Origin of the sequence: Mycobacterium sp., from assembly GCF_044342925.1 — a bacterium.
Taxonomy (GTDB): Bacteria; Actinomycetota; Actinomycetes; order Mycobacteriales; family Mycobacteriaceae; genus Mycobacterium.
Genome location: NZ_JBIIOV010000061.1, coordinates 1 through 16,605, shown reverse-complemented (window position 1 = coordinate 16,605; position 16,605 = coordinate 1). Strand labels below are relative to the sequence as shown.

Sequence of the window (16,605 nt, the reverse complement as noted above, 5' to 3'; positions counted from 1 at the left end):
TGTACTGGGAGAGCTTCGGCAAGCTCACCCCCGGCAAGGTCGAAATTCCCACCGGCGTCGCGGCGTTCCCGAAGGAGATCATGAAACCTCCGCGGAACTGGTGCGAGGGCCGCTACAACGTCACCCACTGGACCGACATGCCCCGCGGCGGACACTTCGCCGCCTTCGAGCAGCCGGAGTTGTTCGTCCATGACGTGCGGGCGTTCTTCTCGTCCTTCGCGATCTAGCGCCCCCCGCCCGCAAGCGCGGTGTTTCGGCTGGTCGCCGGTGAGGAACACCCTCTGTGAATGATGAGCCAACGCTTGACTATTGGGCTGCTCGCCCCGCCCTGGGCAACGGTACCGCCGCGCTCCTACGGCGGCACCGAGCTTGTGGTCCACGAACTCGCCAGAGGTCTACGTGCCGAAGGCCATGACGCGGTGGTGGTCGCGCCCGACGACAGCGCCGCACGGTGGGACGCGGTGGGACACGGTGATGTCGAACTGGCCCATGTCATGAACGGCTACGACGACCTGGCCGGCTGCGATGTGATCCACGACCACACCCTGCTGGGTCCGGCATGGGCGCTGGCCCGCGGGCTGGGCCGGGTGGTCACGACCTGTCACGGCCCGCTGCGCGGCGAGCTCGCCGCGGTGTACCGGCGCTACGCCAAACAGCTTCCGGTCGTGGCGATCTCCCACGACCAGGCTGGCCGGGCTCCGGATGTGGCGGTGGACCGGGTGATTCACCACGGCGTGGAGCCTGACGACTACCCGGTGGGCCGCGAGGACGGCGGGTACCTGCTCTTCCTCGGACGGATGACTCCGGATAAGGGGATTGGGCAGGCCATCGCCGTCGCGCGTGCCGCGGGGCGCCGGCTTGTCATCTCCGCCAAGACGCGGGAGGCCGACGAGCAGGCGTACTTCACCGACGAGATCGAGCCGCTGCTGGGCGACGATGTCGTCTTCGTCGGGGAATCGGCTCACGATGAGAAGGTCCGGCTGATGGGCGGGGCCCTGGCCCTGCTCAACCCGATCCAGTGGCCCGAGCCGTTCGGCCTGGTGATGATCGAGGCGCTGGCGTGCGGCACACCGGTGATCGCCTGCCCGCACGGCGCCGCGCCGGAGATCGTCGAGGACGGCGTCACCGGGTTCTTAAGCGCCGAGCATGACGGTCTGGTGGCCGCCGTGCGAGCGGTGGCCGACCTGGACCGGACGGCCTGCCGGGATGCGGTCAAGGGCAAGTTCTCCGCTCGCCGGATGGTGGCCGAGTACCTCGACCTCTACCGCGACACCATGGCTCGGGCCGGATGACCGCTCAACCGGAGATCGGTGGGTGGGCCTCCGATGCCGCCCCGCCGCATACCGCCGAAGCGGCGACCGTCACCCTGGTCGAAGGGTCCACGTTCTGTGTCTCCGCCGACACCGGCGACGTCCGGCGCAACAAGCCGCACGGTCTGTTCGTCGCCGACACCCGGATTCTGTCCTGCTGGCAGCTGGCGGTGGACGGCAAACCAGCACAGGGCCTTTCGGTTCTGGAGGACGCCGCCGAACCGTGCCGCGCCACCTTCGTGGGCCGGGTGCCGCCACGGCCCCGGCTGGCCGACAGCACCTTGCTGTTACTGCGGAAGCGGTCTGTCGGCGACGGCATGCGCGAGGAGGTCGTGCTGCGCAATCTCGGTCCGGAGGCGGCCAGCATCACCGTCACCGTGACGGCCGATGTGGACTTCGCCGATCTGTTTGCCGTCAAGGAGCAACGGGTGTCGGCGTCGGTGGGCATCAGCCGCGAAGTGGTGGACCACTCACTGGTGTTCAGTACCTTCGGTCCGCCGGGCGGCAACCAGGTCAGCAGGATCACTGCGACCGGCAACCCACGGATCGACTACGGCGGCTTCACCTTCGAGGCGATCGTGCCGGGACGCTCGGACTGGTCGGTTCAGATCGTCGTCGAGGGCGCCGACGGCCCTGGCATACGCGATGTCACCCGCAGCGAGCCGGCCCGCCGGCTGCTGGCGTGGCGGGCCGGAACGCCCCGCATCTCCAGCCCCGACCCGGGCTTGACCGCAGCGTTGCAGGCCGGTGCCCGGGACATCGGCGCGCTGCGGATCGAGGACCCCAACCAGCCGGGCTGCCCGGTGGTGGCGGCCGGGGCGCCGTGGTTCATGGCGCTCTTCGGCCGCGACTCGTTGCTGACCGCGTGGATGGCGCTCGCGCTGGATCCCAACCTCGCGCTGTGCACGCTGCGCTCACTGGCCCGTCAGCAGGGCACCAGGACCGACCCGCTCACTGAGGAGGAACCGGGCCGCATCCTTCATGAAGTCCGGCTGGGGAGGGAGGCCGCGCTGGCGCTCGGCGGCGGCACTGCGTATTACGGCACCGCCGATGCGACCCCGTTGTTTGTCATGCTGCTCGGCGAGCTGGACCGCTGGGGCGGTCTGCCCGCAGCCCACCGGCCAACGCTCATCGCGGCCGCTGATCGGGCGCTGGGCTGGATCGATACCTACGGCGACGCCGACGGTGACGGCTTCGTCGAATATCACCGCCACACCGACCGCGGTCTGGTCAACCAGGGCTGGAAGGACTCCTTCGACGGCATCCCCCACGCGGACGGCCACCTGGCTGTCGCTCCGATCGCGCTGTGTGAGGTCCAGGGCTACACCTATGCGGCCTTCCGGGCCCGCGCCGCGCTGGCGCGCGGCGATGGCGAGGAGGCTAACTGCGCGCACTGGAACGCCAGGGCGGATGCGCTGCGGGAGCGCTTCAACACCGCATTCTGGATGCCCGAGCGACGCGGTTTCGCGCTGGCGCTGGATTGCGCCAAAACCCAAGTCGACTCGCTGGCGTCGAACATGGGGCACTGCCTGTGGACCGGGATCGCCGACGCGGACAAGGCTGCCGCGGTGGCCGAGCACCTCGCCGGTCCGGCCTTCAGCACCGGCTTCGGCGTGCGCACCCTGTCCAGCGGGATGACGGCCTACAACCCGATGAGCTACCACAACGGCTCGGTCTGGCCGCACGACACCGCCATCGCGGTAGCCGGCCTGTGCCGTTACGGGTTCACCCGTGAGGCGCAGCAGATCGCCGGAGACCTGATTGACGCCGCCGCGCTGTTCGGTGGCCGGCTGCCCGAATTGTTCTGTGGTTTCGACCGATCCGACTTCCCAACGCCAATCCCATATCCCACGTCCTGCTCACCGCAGGCGTGGGCGGCCGGTGCGTCCCGACTGGTCCTGCGCAGCCTGCTGCGGATGTATCCCGATGTGCCCCAGGGTGTCCTGCGCATCGAGCCTGACCTGCCCGCGCGCTTCCTGCCGCTGACCGTCGACAACATCCCGCTGGCCGGCGCGCGGCTGTCGATCTCGATCGATGCGGGCGGCGAGCTTTCGGTGGCGGGGCTGCCGCAGGACGTGCGATTGGTCCGTGGCTCCGGCGGGTAAGCGACCGGCATGCCGGACACCCCCGAAGACCCTGTCGACCACGCCCGAACGGCGCGGCGATTCACCGGCGAGGCCATGAAGAACACTCGCAACACGCCCGGTCTGGCGCTGTCCGCTGTCGCCCTGGCGGCACTGGCCTGCGCGCTGAACCTGCTGGCGCTGGGTTATCTGGCCGACGCCGCCCTGTCCGCCGGGGTCGCCGTCGCGGTGGGGACCGCCGGCACCGCGTGGATACTGGCCGAACACCACCGGGTGGTTCGCCACGAAGCGCGATGGCTGGCCGCCCATCCGCAGGTTCCGCCCGAGCCGCCCACCGGCTGACGGTCGCTTCCCGGTTGCTGAAGCGTTCAGTAGTCGCGGATCAGCGAGATCAGCTTCTCCTTGTTGAGGCCCGAATAGCCGGAGATGCCGAGTTGGCGTGCTCGCTTCTTCAACTCCGCGACCGTCCACCCCTCGTAGGCACAGGACCGGGTCGGCCGGAAGGAACGGGCGTCTTCGTGGCGGGCTCGCGTCGTGTGCTGCATACCGGTCTGGGTACCCGGAGCGCGGGTGCGGCCAAACCTTCGCTGGAACTACCGGAAGTCGTCCTCGCCGAAGTCCTCGACGACCGTGCGTGTCGTTCACTCTGCGCACCGCACCGCCCCGGCCGATGATGATCTCCGCGGATTCCCCGACCCGCTCCCTGCGCTATGCGGTGACCCGCGGCGGCGAGCAGTTGATCGTCGGCGGCGGCGGTCACATCGTCGGCCGTAAGGTCAGCCCGCGGCAGTCCTACGCGGAGATCATCGATTGGACCGCAAGGCATTTCCCCGGCGCCGAGCCCATCCACCGGTGGTCGGCCCAGGACTACATTCCCGTCGACGGCCTGCCCTACGTCGGCCCGCTGATTCCCGGCGGCGACCGCCTCTTCGTCGCCACCGGCTTCGCCAAGTGGGGGATGACCAATGGTGTGGCCGCGGCCCTGTTGCTCGCCAAGCGAATCCTCGGCGGCGAGCCCGGCGAGTGGGCCCGCGCCTTCAGCAGCTGGAGCCCGCACGAACTCAGCGGTCTGAGCACCGCCGTGAAACTCAATCTCGAGGTCGGCTGGTACCTGGCGTCCGGCTGGGTCACCCCGGCCCTGCACCGCGACGGTGAGCCGGCGGAGGGCACCGGCAAAGTCCACGGCCCGCCGTGGCACATGTCGGCGTGCAGCACCGTCGACGGTGTGCAGCGCTGCGTCTCGCCGGTCTGCACCCACCTTGGCGGGGTGCTGAACTGGAACGACGCCGAGAAATCTTGGGACTGCCCGCTGCACGGCTCCCGGTTCGCCCCGGACGGCACCGTGCTCGAGGGACCCGCCACCAGAAACCTCTCCACCAGCGCCCCTGCCAGCGAAGTGTTTAGCCGGCGCCGCTCCGGGTAAGTCAACGCCCATGTCAATAACCGGCCGCGGATCAGCCGAGCGGTCGGTTCTGGCTGGGCATGGGCACGGCACCGCTACCTGTTTCCGGTGACCGGCGGGGCGCTATGCCGTCGCGACTGGGACGACGTCATGGCTGCGACGAGTCGCTGATACAGCGGCACGGGGGAGGAGATGAAATGAAGATCGCGATGGTGTCCGAGCACGCCAGTCCGCTGGCCGCCCTCGGCGGGGTTGATGCGGGCGGTCAGAACGTCCACGTCGCTGAACTCTCCGCGGCGATGGTCCGCCAGGGCCACGAGGTCACGGTGTACACCAGACGCGATGACCCGGCCCTGCCCGAGCGGGTGCACACACCGCAGGGCTACACCGTGGTGCACGTCCCGGCCGGTCCGCCCACGGTGCTTCCCAAGGACGAATTGCTGATCCACATGGGCGCTTTCGTGAGTTGCCTCGCCCAGCACTGGAGTGTCGACCGCCCCGACATCGTCCACGCGCACTTCTGGATGTCCGGTATCGCCACCCAACTCGCCGCACGCACGTGCGGTGTCCCGACCGTGCAGACCTTCCACGCCCTCGGTGTGGTGAAGCGCCGTTTCCAGGGCCGGCAGGACACTAGCCCGCCCGAGCGGCTCAAGCTGGAGCGGCTATTGGCGCGCAACGCCTCGTGGGTCGCCGCGACCTGCACCGACGAGGTCTTCGAACTGACCCGGATGGGGCGCTTACGTACCCGTATCTCGGTGGTGCCCTGCGGCGTCGACCTGGACCGGTTCAGCACCGAGGGGCCGGTTGCCGATCGCACCGAACTGCATCGCATCGTCTCGGTCGGACGGATGGTGCCGCGCAAGGGATTCGACACGATGATCGAAGCGATGCCGGCCGTCGCCGACGCCGAGTTGGTGATCGTCGGCGGCCCGCCCGTCGATCAGCTCGACGGCGATCCCGAGGTCACCCGGTTGCGCGCGCTGGCCGCGGAACTGGGCGTCGACAACCGGGTGTGGTTCACCGGTGCGGTGGCTCGCGACGACATGCCCGCACTGTTGCGTTCGGCGGACGTGGTGGCCTGCACGCCGTGGTACGAACCGTTCGGGATCGTGCCGCTGGAGGCAATGGCCTGCGGTGTACCGGTGGTCGCCTCGGCGGTCGGTGGGATGCTCGACACCGTCGTACACGAGGTGACCGGGCGGTTGGTGACACCGCAACGGCCCCGAGAGTGCGCCGAAGCGGTGACATCGATCCTGCGGGACTCGTTCCTGCGTCGCAGCCTCGGGCTGGCCGGCCGGGACCGCGCCTGCGCCCGCTACTCCTGGGACCGCATCGCCGCGGACACGCTGCGGATCTACGAGCGGCTGGTGTGTGCGCCGGCGGAGATGATGCAGGAACTGAAAGTCAGGCTGAAGTCAGGCTGAAGTGGGGGCCGGCGCAACTCTCGAAGAGAAATGACGGCGACGATGTTTAAAACCGGCATACCGATGGGTATGCCTCACCCCGATGACCGGTGCCTGGCCACTTCCACCGTGATGATGTACCCACACAGGCGGTTGCGACACCATGGATGCGGACCCCGAGTCGATCGGGGAGATCAAGGCGGGAGGCCAGATGACAGACGGCGAAGGTCGCCGAAGCGGGGAGCGCCGAAGCTCCGCCGCTGTCGAATTGAGGATCGCGGCCCAGTTGGAGAATCTGGCGGTACTACGCACCGTGGTCGGTGCCGTCGGAACCTTCTCCGATCTGGATTTCGACGCCGTGGCCGATCTGAGGTTGGCGGTCGATGAGGCGTGCACCCGATTGATCCGGTCCGCCACACCGGACGCCACCCTGGTGGTGATCGTCGATCCCAGCGACGACGTGGTAGTCGTGGAGGCGTCGACGACCTGCGACACCTATGACGTGGTGACCGAGGGCAGCTTCAGCTGGCATGTGCTCAGTTCGCTGACCGACGATTTGCAGACCTTCCACAACGGTCATGACGCCAGTCCCGACGGCCGCGTCTTCGGGATCACCCTCACCACGAGGCGGGCAGGCTCTGAGCGGTGACCTTCCGATCGGCCAAAGACAACTCCGGCGGGCAGTCGTCGCGGCCTAACTCCGAGTACGCCGACGTTCCGGACATGTTCCGCGAACTGGCGAAGCTGGAGCCGGACTCGCCGGAGTTCCGGCGTCACCGGGACCGGATCGTCGAGCGCTGCCTGCCGCTGGCCGATCACATCGCCCGCCGGTTCGACGGCCGCGGCGAGGCCCGCGACGATCTCGTCCAGGTCGCTCGAGTCGGTCTGGTCAACGCGGTGATTCGCTACGACGTCGACACCGGTTCGGACTTCGTCTCCTTCGCGGTGCCGACCATCATGGGCGAGGTCCGCCGGCACTTCCGGGATAACAGCTGGTCGGTGAAGGTGCCCCGGCGGCTCAAGGAACTACACCTGCGCCTCGGTGCGGCCACCTCCGAGCTGTCCCAGAAACTCGGCCGTGCGCCGACCGCGTCGGAACTGGCCGCCGAACTGGAGATGGACCGGCAAGAGGTGGTCGAAGGCCTGATTGCCGGCAGCTCCTACAACACGCTGTCGATCGACAGCGGTGGCGGGGGCGACGAGGACGCCCCGGCGATCGTCGACACCCTGGGCGATCTCGATCTCAGTCTGGATCAGATCGAGAACCGGGAGGCACTGCGACCACTGCTGGCCGCCCTGGCGGAGCGGGAACGCACGGTGCTGCTGTTGCGCTTCTTCGAGTCGCTGACCCAGACCCAGATCGCCGAGCGGGTCGGGATCTCCCAGATGCACGTGTCCCGGTTACTGGCCAAGTCCCTGGCCCGGCTGCGCGACCAGCTGCAGTAGGAACCGCCGCACCGCGGCCGTACCCGCCTCGATCGCCGCCGCGTCACCGCGGGCCGCAAGTTCATGTGTTTCCGGGTCCACCGCCACCTCCGCGACGACCTCGCCGGTGATCGGCTCGCACACATCCCACGCGAGGTCGTGGCGGCCCCTCAGGTACCACGCGCCCGCGTTGATGTCGGGGCAGCAGTCGGGCATCACTTGATCTCGGCGAGCACCGTTCCCTGGGTGATCGCGGCACCGGCTACGACGGCCAGACCGGTGATGATGCCGTCCTTGTGTGCGGTCACCGGGTTCTCCATCTTCATGGCTTCCAGAACCACCACCAGCTCGCCGACGGCGACGGTCTGGCCCTCTTCGACGGCCACCTTCACCACGGTGCCCTGCATGGGGGCGGTGACGGCGTCACCGGAGGCGGCGGTACCGGTCTGGGCGCCCCGATTACGCGGCTTGGGCTTCTTGCGGATCACTCCGGGCTCGGCGCCGGCGCCGTTGGCCAGCGCCAGGTCGCCGGGCAGCGACACTTCCAGACGACGGCCGCCGACCTCGACGACGACGGTCTGACGCGGCTGCGCCTCCTCCTCATCGACGGCTCCGCCGCCGGTGAACGGCTCGACGGTGTTGTCCCACTCGGTCTCGATCCAGCGGGTGTGCACGGTGAACCCGTTCTCGTCACCGACGAACGCCGGGTCGCGGACGATCGCCCGGTGGAACGGGACCACGGTGGCCAGGCCTTCGATGTGGAACTCGTCGAGGGCGCGGCGGGCGCGCTCGATCGCCTGGGTCCGATCAGCGCCGGTGACGATGAGTTTGGCCAGCATGGAGTCGAACTGCCCGCCGATCACCGAACCGCTCTGCACGCCGGAGTCCAGCCGCACGCCGGGGCCGGTCGGGGGATCGAAGCGGTTGACCGGTCCGGGCGCCGGCAGGAATCCGCGGCCGGCGTCTTCGCCGTTGATCCGGAACTCGATGGAGTGCCCGCGCGGCGCGGGATCGGACGCGATGTCGAGCTTCTCGCCGTTGGCGATGCGGAACTGCTCGCGCACCAGGTCCAGGCCGGAGGTCTCCTCGGTGACCGGGTGTTCCACCTGCAGCCGGGTATTGACTTCCAGGAACGAGATCAGGCCGTCCTGGCCGACCAGGTATTCGACCGTGCCGGCGCCGTAGTAACCGGCCTCCTTGCAGATCCGCTTGGCCGACTCGTGGATCTCGCTGCGCTGGGCGTCGGTGAGGAACGGCGCCGGCGCCTCCTCGACCAGCTTCTGGAACCGCCGCTGCAGCGAGCAGTCCCGGGTGCCGGCGACGACGACGTTGCCGTGCTGGTCGGCGATCACCTGGGCCTCCACGTGACGCGGCTTGTCCAGGTAGCGCTCGACGAAGCACTCGCCCCGGCCGAAGGCGGCGATAGCCTCGCGGGTGGCCGAGTCGAACAGCTCGGGGATCTCCTCGATGGTGCGGGCGACCTTCATGCCGCGGCCGCCACCGCCGAAGGCCGCCTTGATGGCCACCGGTACGCCGTATTCCTTGGCGAAGGCGACCACCTCGTCGGCGTGCTTGACCGGATCGGGGGTGCCGGGCACCAGCGGGGCCTTCGCACGGGCGGCGATGTGCCGGGCGGTGACCTTGTCACCGAGGTCGCGGATGGCCTGCGGGCTCGGGCCGATCCAGATCAGCCCGGCGTCGATGACAGCCTGGGCGAAGTCGGCGTTCTCGCTGAGGAACCCATAGCCGGGGTGGATGGCATTGGCGCCGGACTTGGCAGCGGCGTCGAGGATCTTGCCGAAGTCCAGATAGGACTCCGCCGAGGTCTGCCCGCCGAGGGCGAAGGCCTCGTCGGCGAGCCGGACGTGCGGTGCGTCGGCATCCGGCTCGGCATACACGGCGACGCTGGCCAGACCGGCGTCCTTGGCCGCCCGGATCACCCTGACCGCGATTTCACCGCGGTTGGCGACGAGGACCTTGGCGATGGTGGGCACTGCGCCTCCTGCTGTGACTCTAAGAATCGGTTTAAGAACGTGAAGTCTCAGGAAGTCTAAAGCGTCACCACAGCAGCGGTTCGTTCAGACCGCTTATAAATCGGTGGACATCTTTTGTTGAACCGCAACGCGATCGCTGCGTTCCGTATCCGACCATGTGACATGAGGCGTGAATCATCACCGGCATAGACATCGACATCGTAGTGACCGCCCTGCGGATCGTGGCCACGGTTCTCACCGGGGCCGCTTTGCTGTTCTGGGCGCGCGTCGGCTCGGCCATGCTGTCGGCGGGTCTGTCGATACTGCTGGCGGCGCTGGCGCTGTTCGTCAGCAGCGCCTGGTTGACCGCGCTGGATACGTCGGTCGAACTCTGGCTCTCCGCCCATCGATCGCGATCTGTACTGATCGAGCTGTCGACGGTGTATCGCTTCATCGGGCAGCCGGTCTACTTCGCCGCGGCGGTCCTCGGGTGCGCGGTCATCCTCGCGCGGCGGGCGCGGTCGGTGATCCCCGCCGCGGTCCTGGTCGGTGCAGTCGGCGTTGGTGTCGTGGTGGAAGAGGCGCTGAAGATGACCGTCGGGCGCTCCGCTGAGGCCGTCGCGGGTTTTCAGGACCCGTCGAAACAACTGTCGCCCGGGGCGAAGCTCATGTTCCTGCACTCGTTTCCCTCCGGGCACGTCACTGCCTTCGCCGTTCTGCTCGGTCTTGTCGCTGTCGGTCTTGTCGCGGGCCGCAGTCTTGCCGTGAGAATCCAGGTCTCGGCCGTGGCAGCGGCTGCCGTCGGTTGGGTGGGTTTCATGGCCGTCTACGTGCGCGCCCACACCCTCACCGACGTCATCGGGGGGTTGCTCCTCGGTGGCGCGGTCGTCGCCCTGGGCGCGGCCGTACTCGGCAGGATGTTGCCGGCGGACCCGGTGCCGCGGCCGGCAACGGTGCGGCCGGCACGGCCGTCGGACCCGGTGCCGCTGCCGGATGAGAGTGGACGCATCCCGGTCGGATGATGCTGCCGGGGCCCTTCCGCCCACCTGCGACTGCGTGGGTGTGCGACGCGCGTTGCTAGTATTTCCCCGTGCTGAATTCGAAGGTCCAGCGTCGTGACCTCTCCTGAAGGTCACGAATTCGATCCGCTGCTGACCTACCTTCGCAACGTCGAGGAGTACGGCTCGCACAACGTCTTCCTGCTCGAATCCAAGGGCGGTCCGGCAGCGGACAGTCGCGAGACCGTCATCGGAATCCTGGGGCCGCTGTTCATCGGTATCCGCGACGGCCTGGTGACCGTCGATGCGCCGGACGCGCTGCGCACCGCGATCGAGCAGACCCTGCGGCGCTGTGAGGTCATGGACGGCGACGGCGCGGTGCGCAACCGGGACAGCGTGTGGCGCATCCCGGCGCTGATCTTCGACGATCTCGGGTTCGACGCCAGCCCGGAGGGTTTCAACGGCTTCTTCGTCAACATCGGTTACGACGGCGTCTTCTACGCCGAGGAGATGCAACGGCTGATCCCCGCCGACCCGGACACCGGTTACGACATCGAGTACCGCCTGGTCATCTCCACCATGCGGGTGCCGGCCAACGGGCACGCCATGACGGTGTCGTCCATCTCGGGCCCGCACTGGCAGTACCAGCCGGTGATTCCGGCGTACGCCGCGGCGGGCGCTGATCGTGACCGGGAAGCGTTGCCGCCGTTCACCTTCAGCGACGAGATGACCAAGAGTGAATTCGTCTCGAAGGTCGAAACCTGCAAGGACTACATCCGGGCCGGCGACATCTACCAGGTCCAGCTCGGCCACCGGATCGAGATCCAGTCGGCGGTGAGCCCGGTCGAGGTCTACCGGCGTCTGCGGGAAAGAAACCCGTCGCCCTACATGGCTATCGCGCCGATCTCCGGTGGTGTGATGGTCGTCGCCAGCCCGGAGCTGTTCGTGCGCAAGGAAGGTGCGCGAGCGGCCATGCGGCCCATCGCCGGGACCGCGCGCAAAACCGACGGGGCCACCCTCGAATCCGCCCAGGCGATGCTGCTCTCCGACGAGAAGGAGTGCGCCGAGCACATCATGCTCGTCGACCTGTGCCGCAACGACCTCGGCCGGGTGGCCGAGTACGGATCACTCGACGTCCCGGAACTGATGATCATCGAGGAGTATTCGCACCTCTATCACATGGTTTCGGAAGTCCAGGTGGCCGTGCGGCCGCCGTTCGACGTGTACGACACCATCGAGGCGACCTTCCCGGCGGGCACCGTCACCGGGGCGCCCAAGGTGCGCGCGATGGAGATCATCGAGGAACTGGAACTGAGCCGCCGGGAGTACTACGCCGGCGCCTTCGGTCTGGTGCCGTTCTCCGGCGACTGCGTGCTGGGCCTGTCCATCCGCATGACCCAGTTCCGGGCGGGCACCTACACGATCCGCGCCTCAGCGGGCATTGTGGCCGACTCGGATCCGGCCAACGAGTGGCGCGAGACGATGACGAAGATGAGCGCCACCTTCTGGGCCATCACGGGTGAGGAACTTCTCGACTATGCGTAATGCCGGCGACATCAGCCAGTTCGGCAAGGACCGCTCACGGCCCGTTGTGTGCCTCATCGACGCCTTCGACAGCTTCGTCTACGTCATCGAGCAGTACCTGGGGGAGTTGGGCGCGGACACCATGGTGATCCGCTCCGGCGCGCGTACCGCCGACACCCTGCGCCAGATCAAGCCCGACGCCTTGGTGCTGGGCCCCGGGCCGGGCACCCCGGAGAACTCCGGGCACGTCGAACTCGTCGAGGCGTTCGGGTCCGAGATCCCGATCCTGGGCGTCTGCCTCGGCCACCAGGCCATCGCGGTGGCGTTCGGCGGGACAGTGGTGCGGGCCGAGCACATCATGCATGGCAAGCGCAGCGATGTTTTCCACGATTCGCTGGGGATGTACAAGGGGATTCCGGCGCCGGTCTCGGTGACGCGCTACCACTCGCTGGTGGTCGACGCGCAGAGCACGCCTTCCTGCCTGGAGGTGACGTCCACCAGCGACGACGACGGCTACATCATGGGCCTTCGGCACCGCGAACTGCCGATCGAATCGGTGCAATTCCATCCCGAAAGCGTCTGCACCGACTCCGGCATGACGATGATCAACAATTTCTTCGACGGTGTGGGACTGCCCCTGGGCGGCCGGACCGATTCCAATACCGTTCCGTGACAGCGCTTCTCGTCAGGCGCGCAGCCGCCGCTTGATCCGGGTCAGCATCGCCGACATGCCGCGCAGCCGCAGCGGACTTATCAGTTTCGCCAGCCCCAATTCGGCGTAGAAGTCGTCGGGCACCCCCAGGATCGCGTCGGCGGGCTGCCCGTCCAGTCCGGTCGCCAGGATCGAGGCGAATCCGCGGGTGGTGGGGGCCTCCGGCGGGGCGCTGAAGTACAGCCGCACATTCTCGCGGTCGCCCGCGTCCACGTGCAGGAACAGCGGTGACTGGCACTCGGGCACCGGCTCCATCGCAGCCTCTTCGAGATCGCTTGGCAGCAAAGGCAATTCGTCGGCGAATTCGAGCAACAACTTGAGTTTGTCCTGGCCGGTGACCTCGGCGAACTCCGCGACCACCTCGGCCAGTGGCGCCGGCATGCGGCCGGTCGCGGTCATGCCGGCAGGGTCCCCGGCTCGTCGCCTTCGGCGATGGGCACCCGCACGGTGTTGCCCCACTCAGTCCAGGATCCGTCGTAGTTGCGGACGCCGGGGATGCCCAGCAGATAGGTCAGGACGAACCAGGTGTGGCTGGACCGCTCCCCGATACGGCAGTAGGCGATGGTGTCCCGGCCGGCATCGACGCCCGATTTCACGAAAGCGTAGATCTCGTCGAGTTGGTCCCGGCTGCGGAACCGGCCCTGCTCGTCGGCGGCCTTGGCCCACGGCACCGACACCGCGGTGGGGATGTGGCCGCCGCGCAGCGCCCCCTCCTCGGGGTAGTCCGGCATGTGGGTGCGCTCCCCGGTGTACTCCTGGGGTGAGCGGACGTCGATCAACGTGCTCTTCCCGAGTGTGGCCAGCACGTCGTCGCGGTAGGCGCGGATGGGCCGGTCGTCGCGCTGCACCACCGGGTAGCCGGTTGTCGTGCGTGCCGGCACCTCCAGCGTGGTGTCGCGGCCTTCGGCCAGCCACAGGTCGCGCCCGCCGTTGAGCAGTCGCACATCGGGATGGCCGAAGAGGGTGAACACCCACAGTGCGTAGGCCGCCCACCAGTTGCTCTTGTCGCCGTAGATAACCACGGTGTCGTCGCGGGAAATGCCCTTGCGGTTCATCAGCTCGGCGAACTGCTCGCCGTTGATGTAGTCGCGCACCAGCGGGTCGTTGAGGTCGGTGTGCCAGTCGATCTTGACGGCGGTGGGGATGTGGCCGACGTCGTAGAGCAGCACGTCCTCGTCCGACTCGACGACCACCAGGCCGGGCATGCCGAGATGTTCGGACAGCCAGTCGCCGGTGACCAGCCGTTCCGGGTGGGCGTAGTTCCGGAGCGTGGGACTGGAATCGGGTGGTAACGGCACGTCGAAAGCCTACCGACTACGGCACCGGATTGGTTCGCCACAGCTCACCAATGCTCAGCCCCACCGTCTCGAAGAGCCGGCGGGTGACCGCCAGGCCAAGACCCACCACGTTGGACGGGTCGCCGTCGATGCCGTCGACGAACCAGCCGCCGAGCCCGTCGAGGGTGAACGCGCCCGCCACACCCAGCGGCTCGCCGGTGCCGATGTATGCCTCCAGTTCGGCATCCGTCGGCAACCCGAAGCGCACCGTGGTGACGTCGGCTGCGGTTGCCCGGGCCACCACGTCGCCGTCGCGCAGGCGCAGCAGACAGTGTCCGGTGAACAGCCGGCCGTCCCGGCCTGCCATGGCCTGCCATCGCCGTCGCGCCTGCTCGGCGGTACCCGGCTTGCCGCACAGTTCCCCACCGAGGAACAGCATGGAATCACAGCCGATCACCACGCTGTCCTCGCTCAGCGCGGCATCCAACTCGCGGCCCACCGCGTCGGCTTTGGCTTCGGCGAGGGCGTTGACCACATCGGCCGGGTCTGCTTTGTCCTCAAGCGATGTCACGACGGCGTCCTCGTCGACACCGGAGACCATGACGAGCGGGTCGATCCCGGCGCTGCGCAGCACGCGCAGCCGGCCGGCCGAGGCCGAGCCGAGTACCACGCGGGTCATCGCACGCCGGCGACGATGATCCCGGCGAAGCCGGGAGAGGAGGAGCGGCGCATCAGCGCCGCATATGCGTGCGGTCCTTCAGTGACACGATCTGAAAGCTGCAGAAGGGGTAACGCAGCTTGTCGACGGGGTGGCCCCACAGGTTGAGCTCCTGTGCGCCGGGATGAACGGGCGCGCCGCGCAGACCGGCCAGCACGGTGACCAACGCGGCCACCTCGTCGTCGGTGGGCTGGCCCTTGACCACCCGGATCTCCGGTGCGGCATGCTCGGGTTCGTCGATGGTCAGCTGGTGCGGGTCGCTGACTTCGGTGATGTCTTCGTGTCTCACGGGTTCTCCTGAAGTTAGAGCGGGATGTTCCCGTGCTTCTTGGGCGGGTTCTGCACGATCTTGCGCTCCAAGAGCCGCAGTGAGGTGGCGATGTAGCCGCGGGTGTGTGACGGCGGGATGACGGCATCGACGTAGCCGCGCTCGGCGGCGATGTAGGGGTTGACCAGGGTGTCCTCGTAGTCGCGCTGCAACTCCAGCCGCAGCGCGTCGACGTCCTCGCCGTTCTTGGCGGCCTCGGTGAGCTGTTTGCGGTAGACGAAGCCGACCGCCCCCGAGGCGCCCATGACAGCGATCTGGGCGGTGGGCCAGGCGACGTTGACGTCGCAGCCCATGTCCTTGGAGCCCATCACGCAGTAGGCGCCGCCGTAGGCCTTGCGGGTGATGACGGTGATCTTGGCGACGGTGGCCTCGCCGTAGGCGTAGAGCAGCTTGGCGCCGCGGCGAATGATGCCGTTGTACTCCTGCTCGGTGCCCGGCAGGAAGCCCGGGACGTCGACCAGCATGATGATCGGGATGTTGAAGCAGTCGCAGGTCCGAATGAACCGGGCGGCCTTCTCCGAGGCGTTGATGTCCAGGCAGCCGGCGAACTGGGTGGGCTGGTTGGCCACGATCCCGACCGGGCGGCCGTCGATGCGGCCGAACCCGACGAGGATGTTTCCGGCATAGCCGGCCTGGATCTCCAGGAACTCGTCGTCGTCGAGGATCCGGGTGATCACCTCGTGCATGTCGTAGGGCTGGTTCGGCGAGTCCGGGATCAACGTGTCGAGTTCGAGGTCCTCTTCGGTGAGGTTGTCCTCGATGGCGCCCGGGTGCGGCGGCGCGGGGTAGCGCGGCGGCTCGGCGTAGTTGTTCGGCGGCAGGAAGCTGAGCAGATCGCGGACGAAGTCGAAGGCGTCCTGCTCGCCGGAGGCCACGTAGTGCAGGGTGCCCGACTTGCTCATGTGGGTGTGCGCGCCGCCGAGTTCCTCCATGGTGACGTCCTCGCCGGTGACGGTCTTGATCACGTCGGGTCCGGTGATGAACATCTGGCTGGTCTGGTCGACCATGATCACGAAGTCGGTCAGCGCGGGGGAATAGACGTGACCGCCGGCTGCCGCCCCCATGATCAGCGAGATCTGCGGGATCACACCGGAGGCCTTGATGTTGTTGTGGAAGATCTTGCTGTAGAGCCCGAGGGAGACCACACCCTCCTGGATGCGGGCGCCAGCGCCGTCGTTGATGCCGATGAGCGGACGGCCGGTCTTGATGGCCAGTTCCTGAACCTTGACGATCTTCTCGCCGTACACCTCACCGAGGCTGCCGCCGAACACCGTGGCGTCCTGGCTGAAGATGCACACTTCGCGGCCGTCGATGGTGCCGTAGCCGGTAACCACGCCGTCGCCGACCGGGCGGTTCTGCTGCAGGTTGAAGTTGGTGGAGCGGTGCCGGGCCAGCGCGTCGAGTTCGACGAAGGAATCGTCGTCGAGCAGCGCCAGGATGCGCTCGCG

Annotated in this window: 19 protein-coding genes and 1 pseudogene; 12 read left to right on the top strand and 8 right to left on the bottom strand. The window is 68.0% G+C overall.

All coding sequences use genetic code 11. From position 1 onward, the window contains the following. The 4 genes from ADBZ6I_RS08585 to ADBZ6I_RS08570 form a co-directional block, all read left to right on the top strand. On the top strand, positions 1–227 hold a 227-nt coding region (locus ADBZ6I_RS08585), incomplete at its 5' end, for an alpha/beta fold hydrolase (protein ID WP_526382813.1). A 60-nt stretch (positions 228–287) separates the two neighbouring features. Continuing rightward, on the top strand, positions 288–1,292 hold the full coding sequence (locus ADBZ6I_RS08580) for a glycosyltransferase family 4 protein (protein ID WP_526382811.1): 1,005 nt from the start codon (positions 288–290) through the stop codon (positions 1,290–1,292). Continuing rightward, the gene (locus ADBZ6I_RS08575) at positions 1,289–3,415 is read left to right on the top strand and encodes a glucosylglycerate hydrolase family protein (RefSeq protein WP_526382809.1); all 2,127 of its coding nucleotides are present in this window, start codon (positions 1,289–1,291) and stop codon (positions 3,413–3,415) included. Before ADBZ6I_RS08580 ends, ADBZ6I_RS08575 begins: the two co-directional genes overlap by 4 nt. 9 nt (positions 3,416–3,424) lie before the next feature. After that, complete coding sequence (locus ADBZ6I_RS08570; RefSeq protein WP_526382807.1) at positions 3,425–3,736, top strand: hypothetical protein; 312 nt, start codon at positions 3,425–3,427, stop codon at positions 3,734–3,736. 26 nt (positions 3,737–3,762) lie between these two features. On the opposite strand, the gene ADBZ6I_RS08565 is transcribed toward ADBZ6I_RS08570, so the two are convergent. Then, positions 3,763–3,939: a Rho termination factor N-terminal domain-containing protein gene (locus tag ADBZ6I_RS08565; protein ID WP_526382821.1), complete on the bottom strand. Its 177-nt coding sequence runs from the start codon at positions 3,937–3,939 to the stop codon at positions 3,763–3,765. An 80-nt stretch (positions 3,940–4,019) separates the two neighbouring features. On the opposite strand from ADBZ6I_RS08565, the pseudogene ADBZ6I_RS08560 reads away from it, so the two are divergent. The 5 genes and pseudogenes from ADBZ6I_RS08560 to ADBZ6I_RS08540 all read left to right on the top strand — a co-directional run. Next, positions 4,020–4,382: pseudogene (locus ADBZ6I_RS08560) on the top strand (FAD-dependent oxidoreductase); the annotation flags it as partial. Positions 4,383–4,592: 210 nt separating this feature from the next. Then, positions 4,593–4,817: a Rieske 2Fe-2S domain-containing protein gene (locus ADBZ6I_RS08555; protein ID WP_526382819.1), complete on the top strand. Its 225-nt coding sequence runs from the start codon at positions 4,593–4,595 to the stop codon at positions 4,815–4,817. A 176-nt stretch (positions 4,818–4,993) separates the two neighbouring features. Continuing rightward, entirely contained in the window at positions 4,994–6,223 is a 1,230-nt protein-coding gene (locus ADBZ6I_RS08550) for a glycosyltransferase (RefSeq protein ID WP_526382805.1), read from the top strand. Between the two features lie 190 nt (positions 6,224–6,413). Then, positions 6,414–6,851: an ATP-binding protein gene (locus ADBZ6I_RS08545; RefSeq protein WP_526382817.1), complete on the top strand. Its 438-nt coding sequence runs from the start codon at positions 6,414–6,416 to the stop codon at positions 6,849–6,851. A 74-nt stretch (positions 6,852–6,925) separates the two neighbouring features. Beyond that, positions 6,926–7,648: an RNA polymerase sigma factor SigF gene (locus ADBZ6I_RS08540; protein WP_526382815.1), complete on the top strand. Its 723-nt coding sequence runs from the start codon at positions 6,926–6,928 to the stop codon at positions 7,646–7,648. Here the strand turns inward: ADBZ6I_RS08540 and ADBZ6I_RS08535 are convergent. Beyond that, the gene (locus ADBZ6I_RS08535) at positions 7,604–7,843 is read right to left on the bottom strand and encodes a hypothetical protein (protein WP_526382803.1); all 240 of its coding nucleotides are present in this window, start codon (positions 7,841–7,843) and stop codon (positions 7,604–7,606) included. The genes ADBZ6I_RS08540 and ADBZ6I_RS08535 overlap by 45 nt on opposite strands. Beyond that, positions 7,843–9,621, bottom strand: a complete 1,779-nt coding sequence (locus ADBZ6I_RS08530; protein ID WP_526382801.1) for an acetyl/propionyl/methylcrotonyl-CoA carboxylase subunit alpha — start codon at positions 9,619–9,621, stop codon at positions 7,843–7,845. Before ADBZ6I_RS08530 ends, ADBZ6I_RS08535 begins: the two co-directional genes overlap by 1 nt. Positions 9,622–9,824: 203 nt before the next feature. Here ADBZ6I_RS08530 and ADBZ6I_RS08525 point away from each other — a divergent pair, with 203 nt between their 5' ends. The 3 genes from ADBZ6I_RS08525 to ADBZ6I_RS08515 all read left to right on the top strand — a co-directional run bounded on the left by ADBZ6I_RS08525 (position 9,825) and on the right by ADBZ6I_RS08515 (position 12,795). Beyond that, entirely contained in the window at positions 9,825–10,622 is a 798-nt protein-coding gene (locus tag ADBZ6I_RS08525; protein ID WP_526382799.1) for a phosphatase PAP2 family protein, read from the top strand. Positions 10,623–10,715: 93 nt separating this feature from the next. Then, a complete protein-coding gene (locus ADBZ6I_RS08520) occupies positions 10,716–12,143 on the top strand; it encodes an anthranilate synthase component I family protein (RefSeq protein ID WP_526382797.1) in 1,428 nt (475 codons plus the stop codon). After that, a complete protein-coding gene (locus ADBZ6I_RS08515; protein ID WP_526382795.1) occupies positions 12,136–12,795 on the top strand; it encodes an anthranilate synthase component II in 660 nt (219 codons plus the stop codon). Before ADBZ6I_RS08520 ends, ADBZ6I_RS08515 begins: the two co-directional genes overlap by 8 nt. Before the next feature lie 12 nt (positions 12,796–12,807). Here ADBZ6I_RS08515 and ADBZ6I_RS08510 read toward each other — a convergent pair whose 3' ends face one another. From ADBZ6I_RS08510 to ADBZ6I_RS08490, 5 genes are all read right to left on the bottom strand, one after another. Then, on the bottom strand, positions 12,808–13,233 hold the full coding sequence (locus tag ADBZ6I_RS08510; protein ID WP_526382793.1) for a SufE family protein: 426 nt from the start codon (positions 13,231–13,233) through the stop codon (positions 12,808–12,810). Continuing rightward, positions 13,230–14,132 (bottom strand): sulfurtransferase, encoded by a 903-nt coding sequence (locus ADBZ6I_RS08505; RefSeq protein ID WP_526382791.1) that lies wholly within the window; start codon positions 14,130–14,132, stop codon positions 13,230–13,232. Before ADBZ6I_RS08505 ends, ADBZ6I_RS08510 begins: the two co-directional genes overlap by 4 nt. 16 nt (positions 14,133–14,148) lie before the next feature. Next, entirely contained in the window at positions 14,149–14,790 is a 642-nt protein-coding gene (locus ADBZ6I_RS08500) for a Maf family protein (RefSeq protein WP_526382789.1), read from the bottom strand. Between the two features lie 52 nt (positions 14,791–14,842). Beyond that, entirely contained in the window at positions 14,843–15,118 is a 276-nt protein-coding gene (locus ADBZ6I_RS08495) for an acyl-CoA carboxylase epsilon subunit (RefSeq protein ID WP_526382787.1), read from the bottom strand. Positions 15,119–15,132: 14 nt separating this feature from the next. Beyond that, the coding region (locus ADBZ6I_RS08490; protein ID WP_526382785.1) for an acyl-CoA carboxylase subunit beta at positions 15,133–16,605 on the bottom strand (1,473 nt) is incomplete at its 5' end.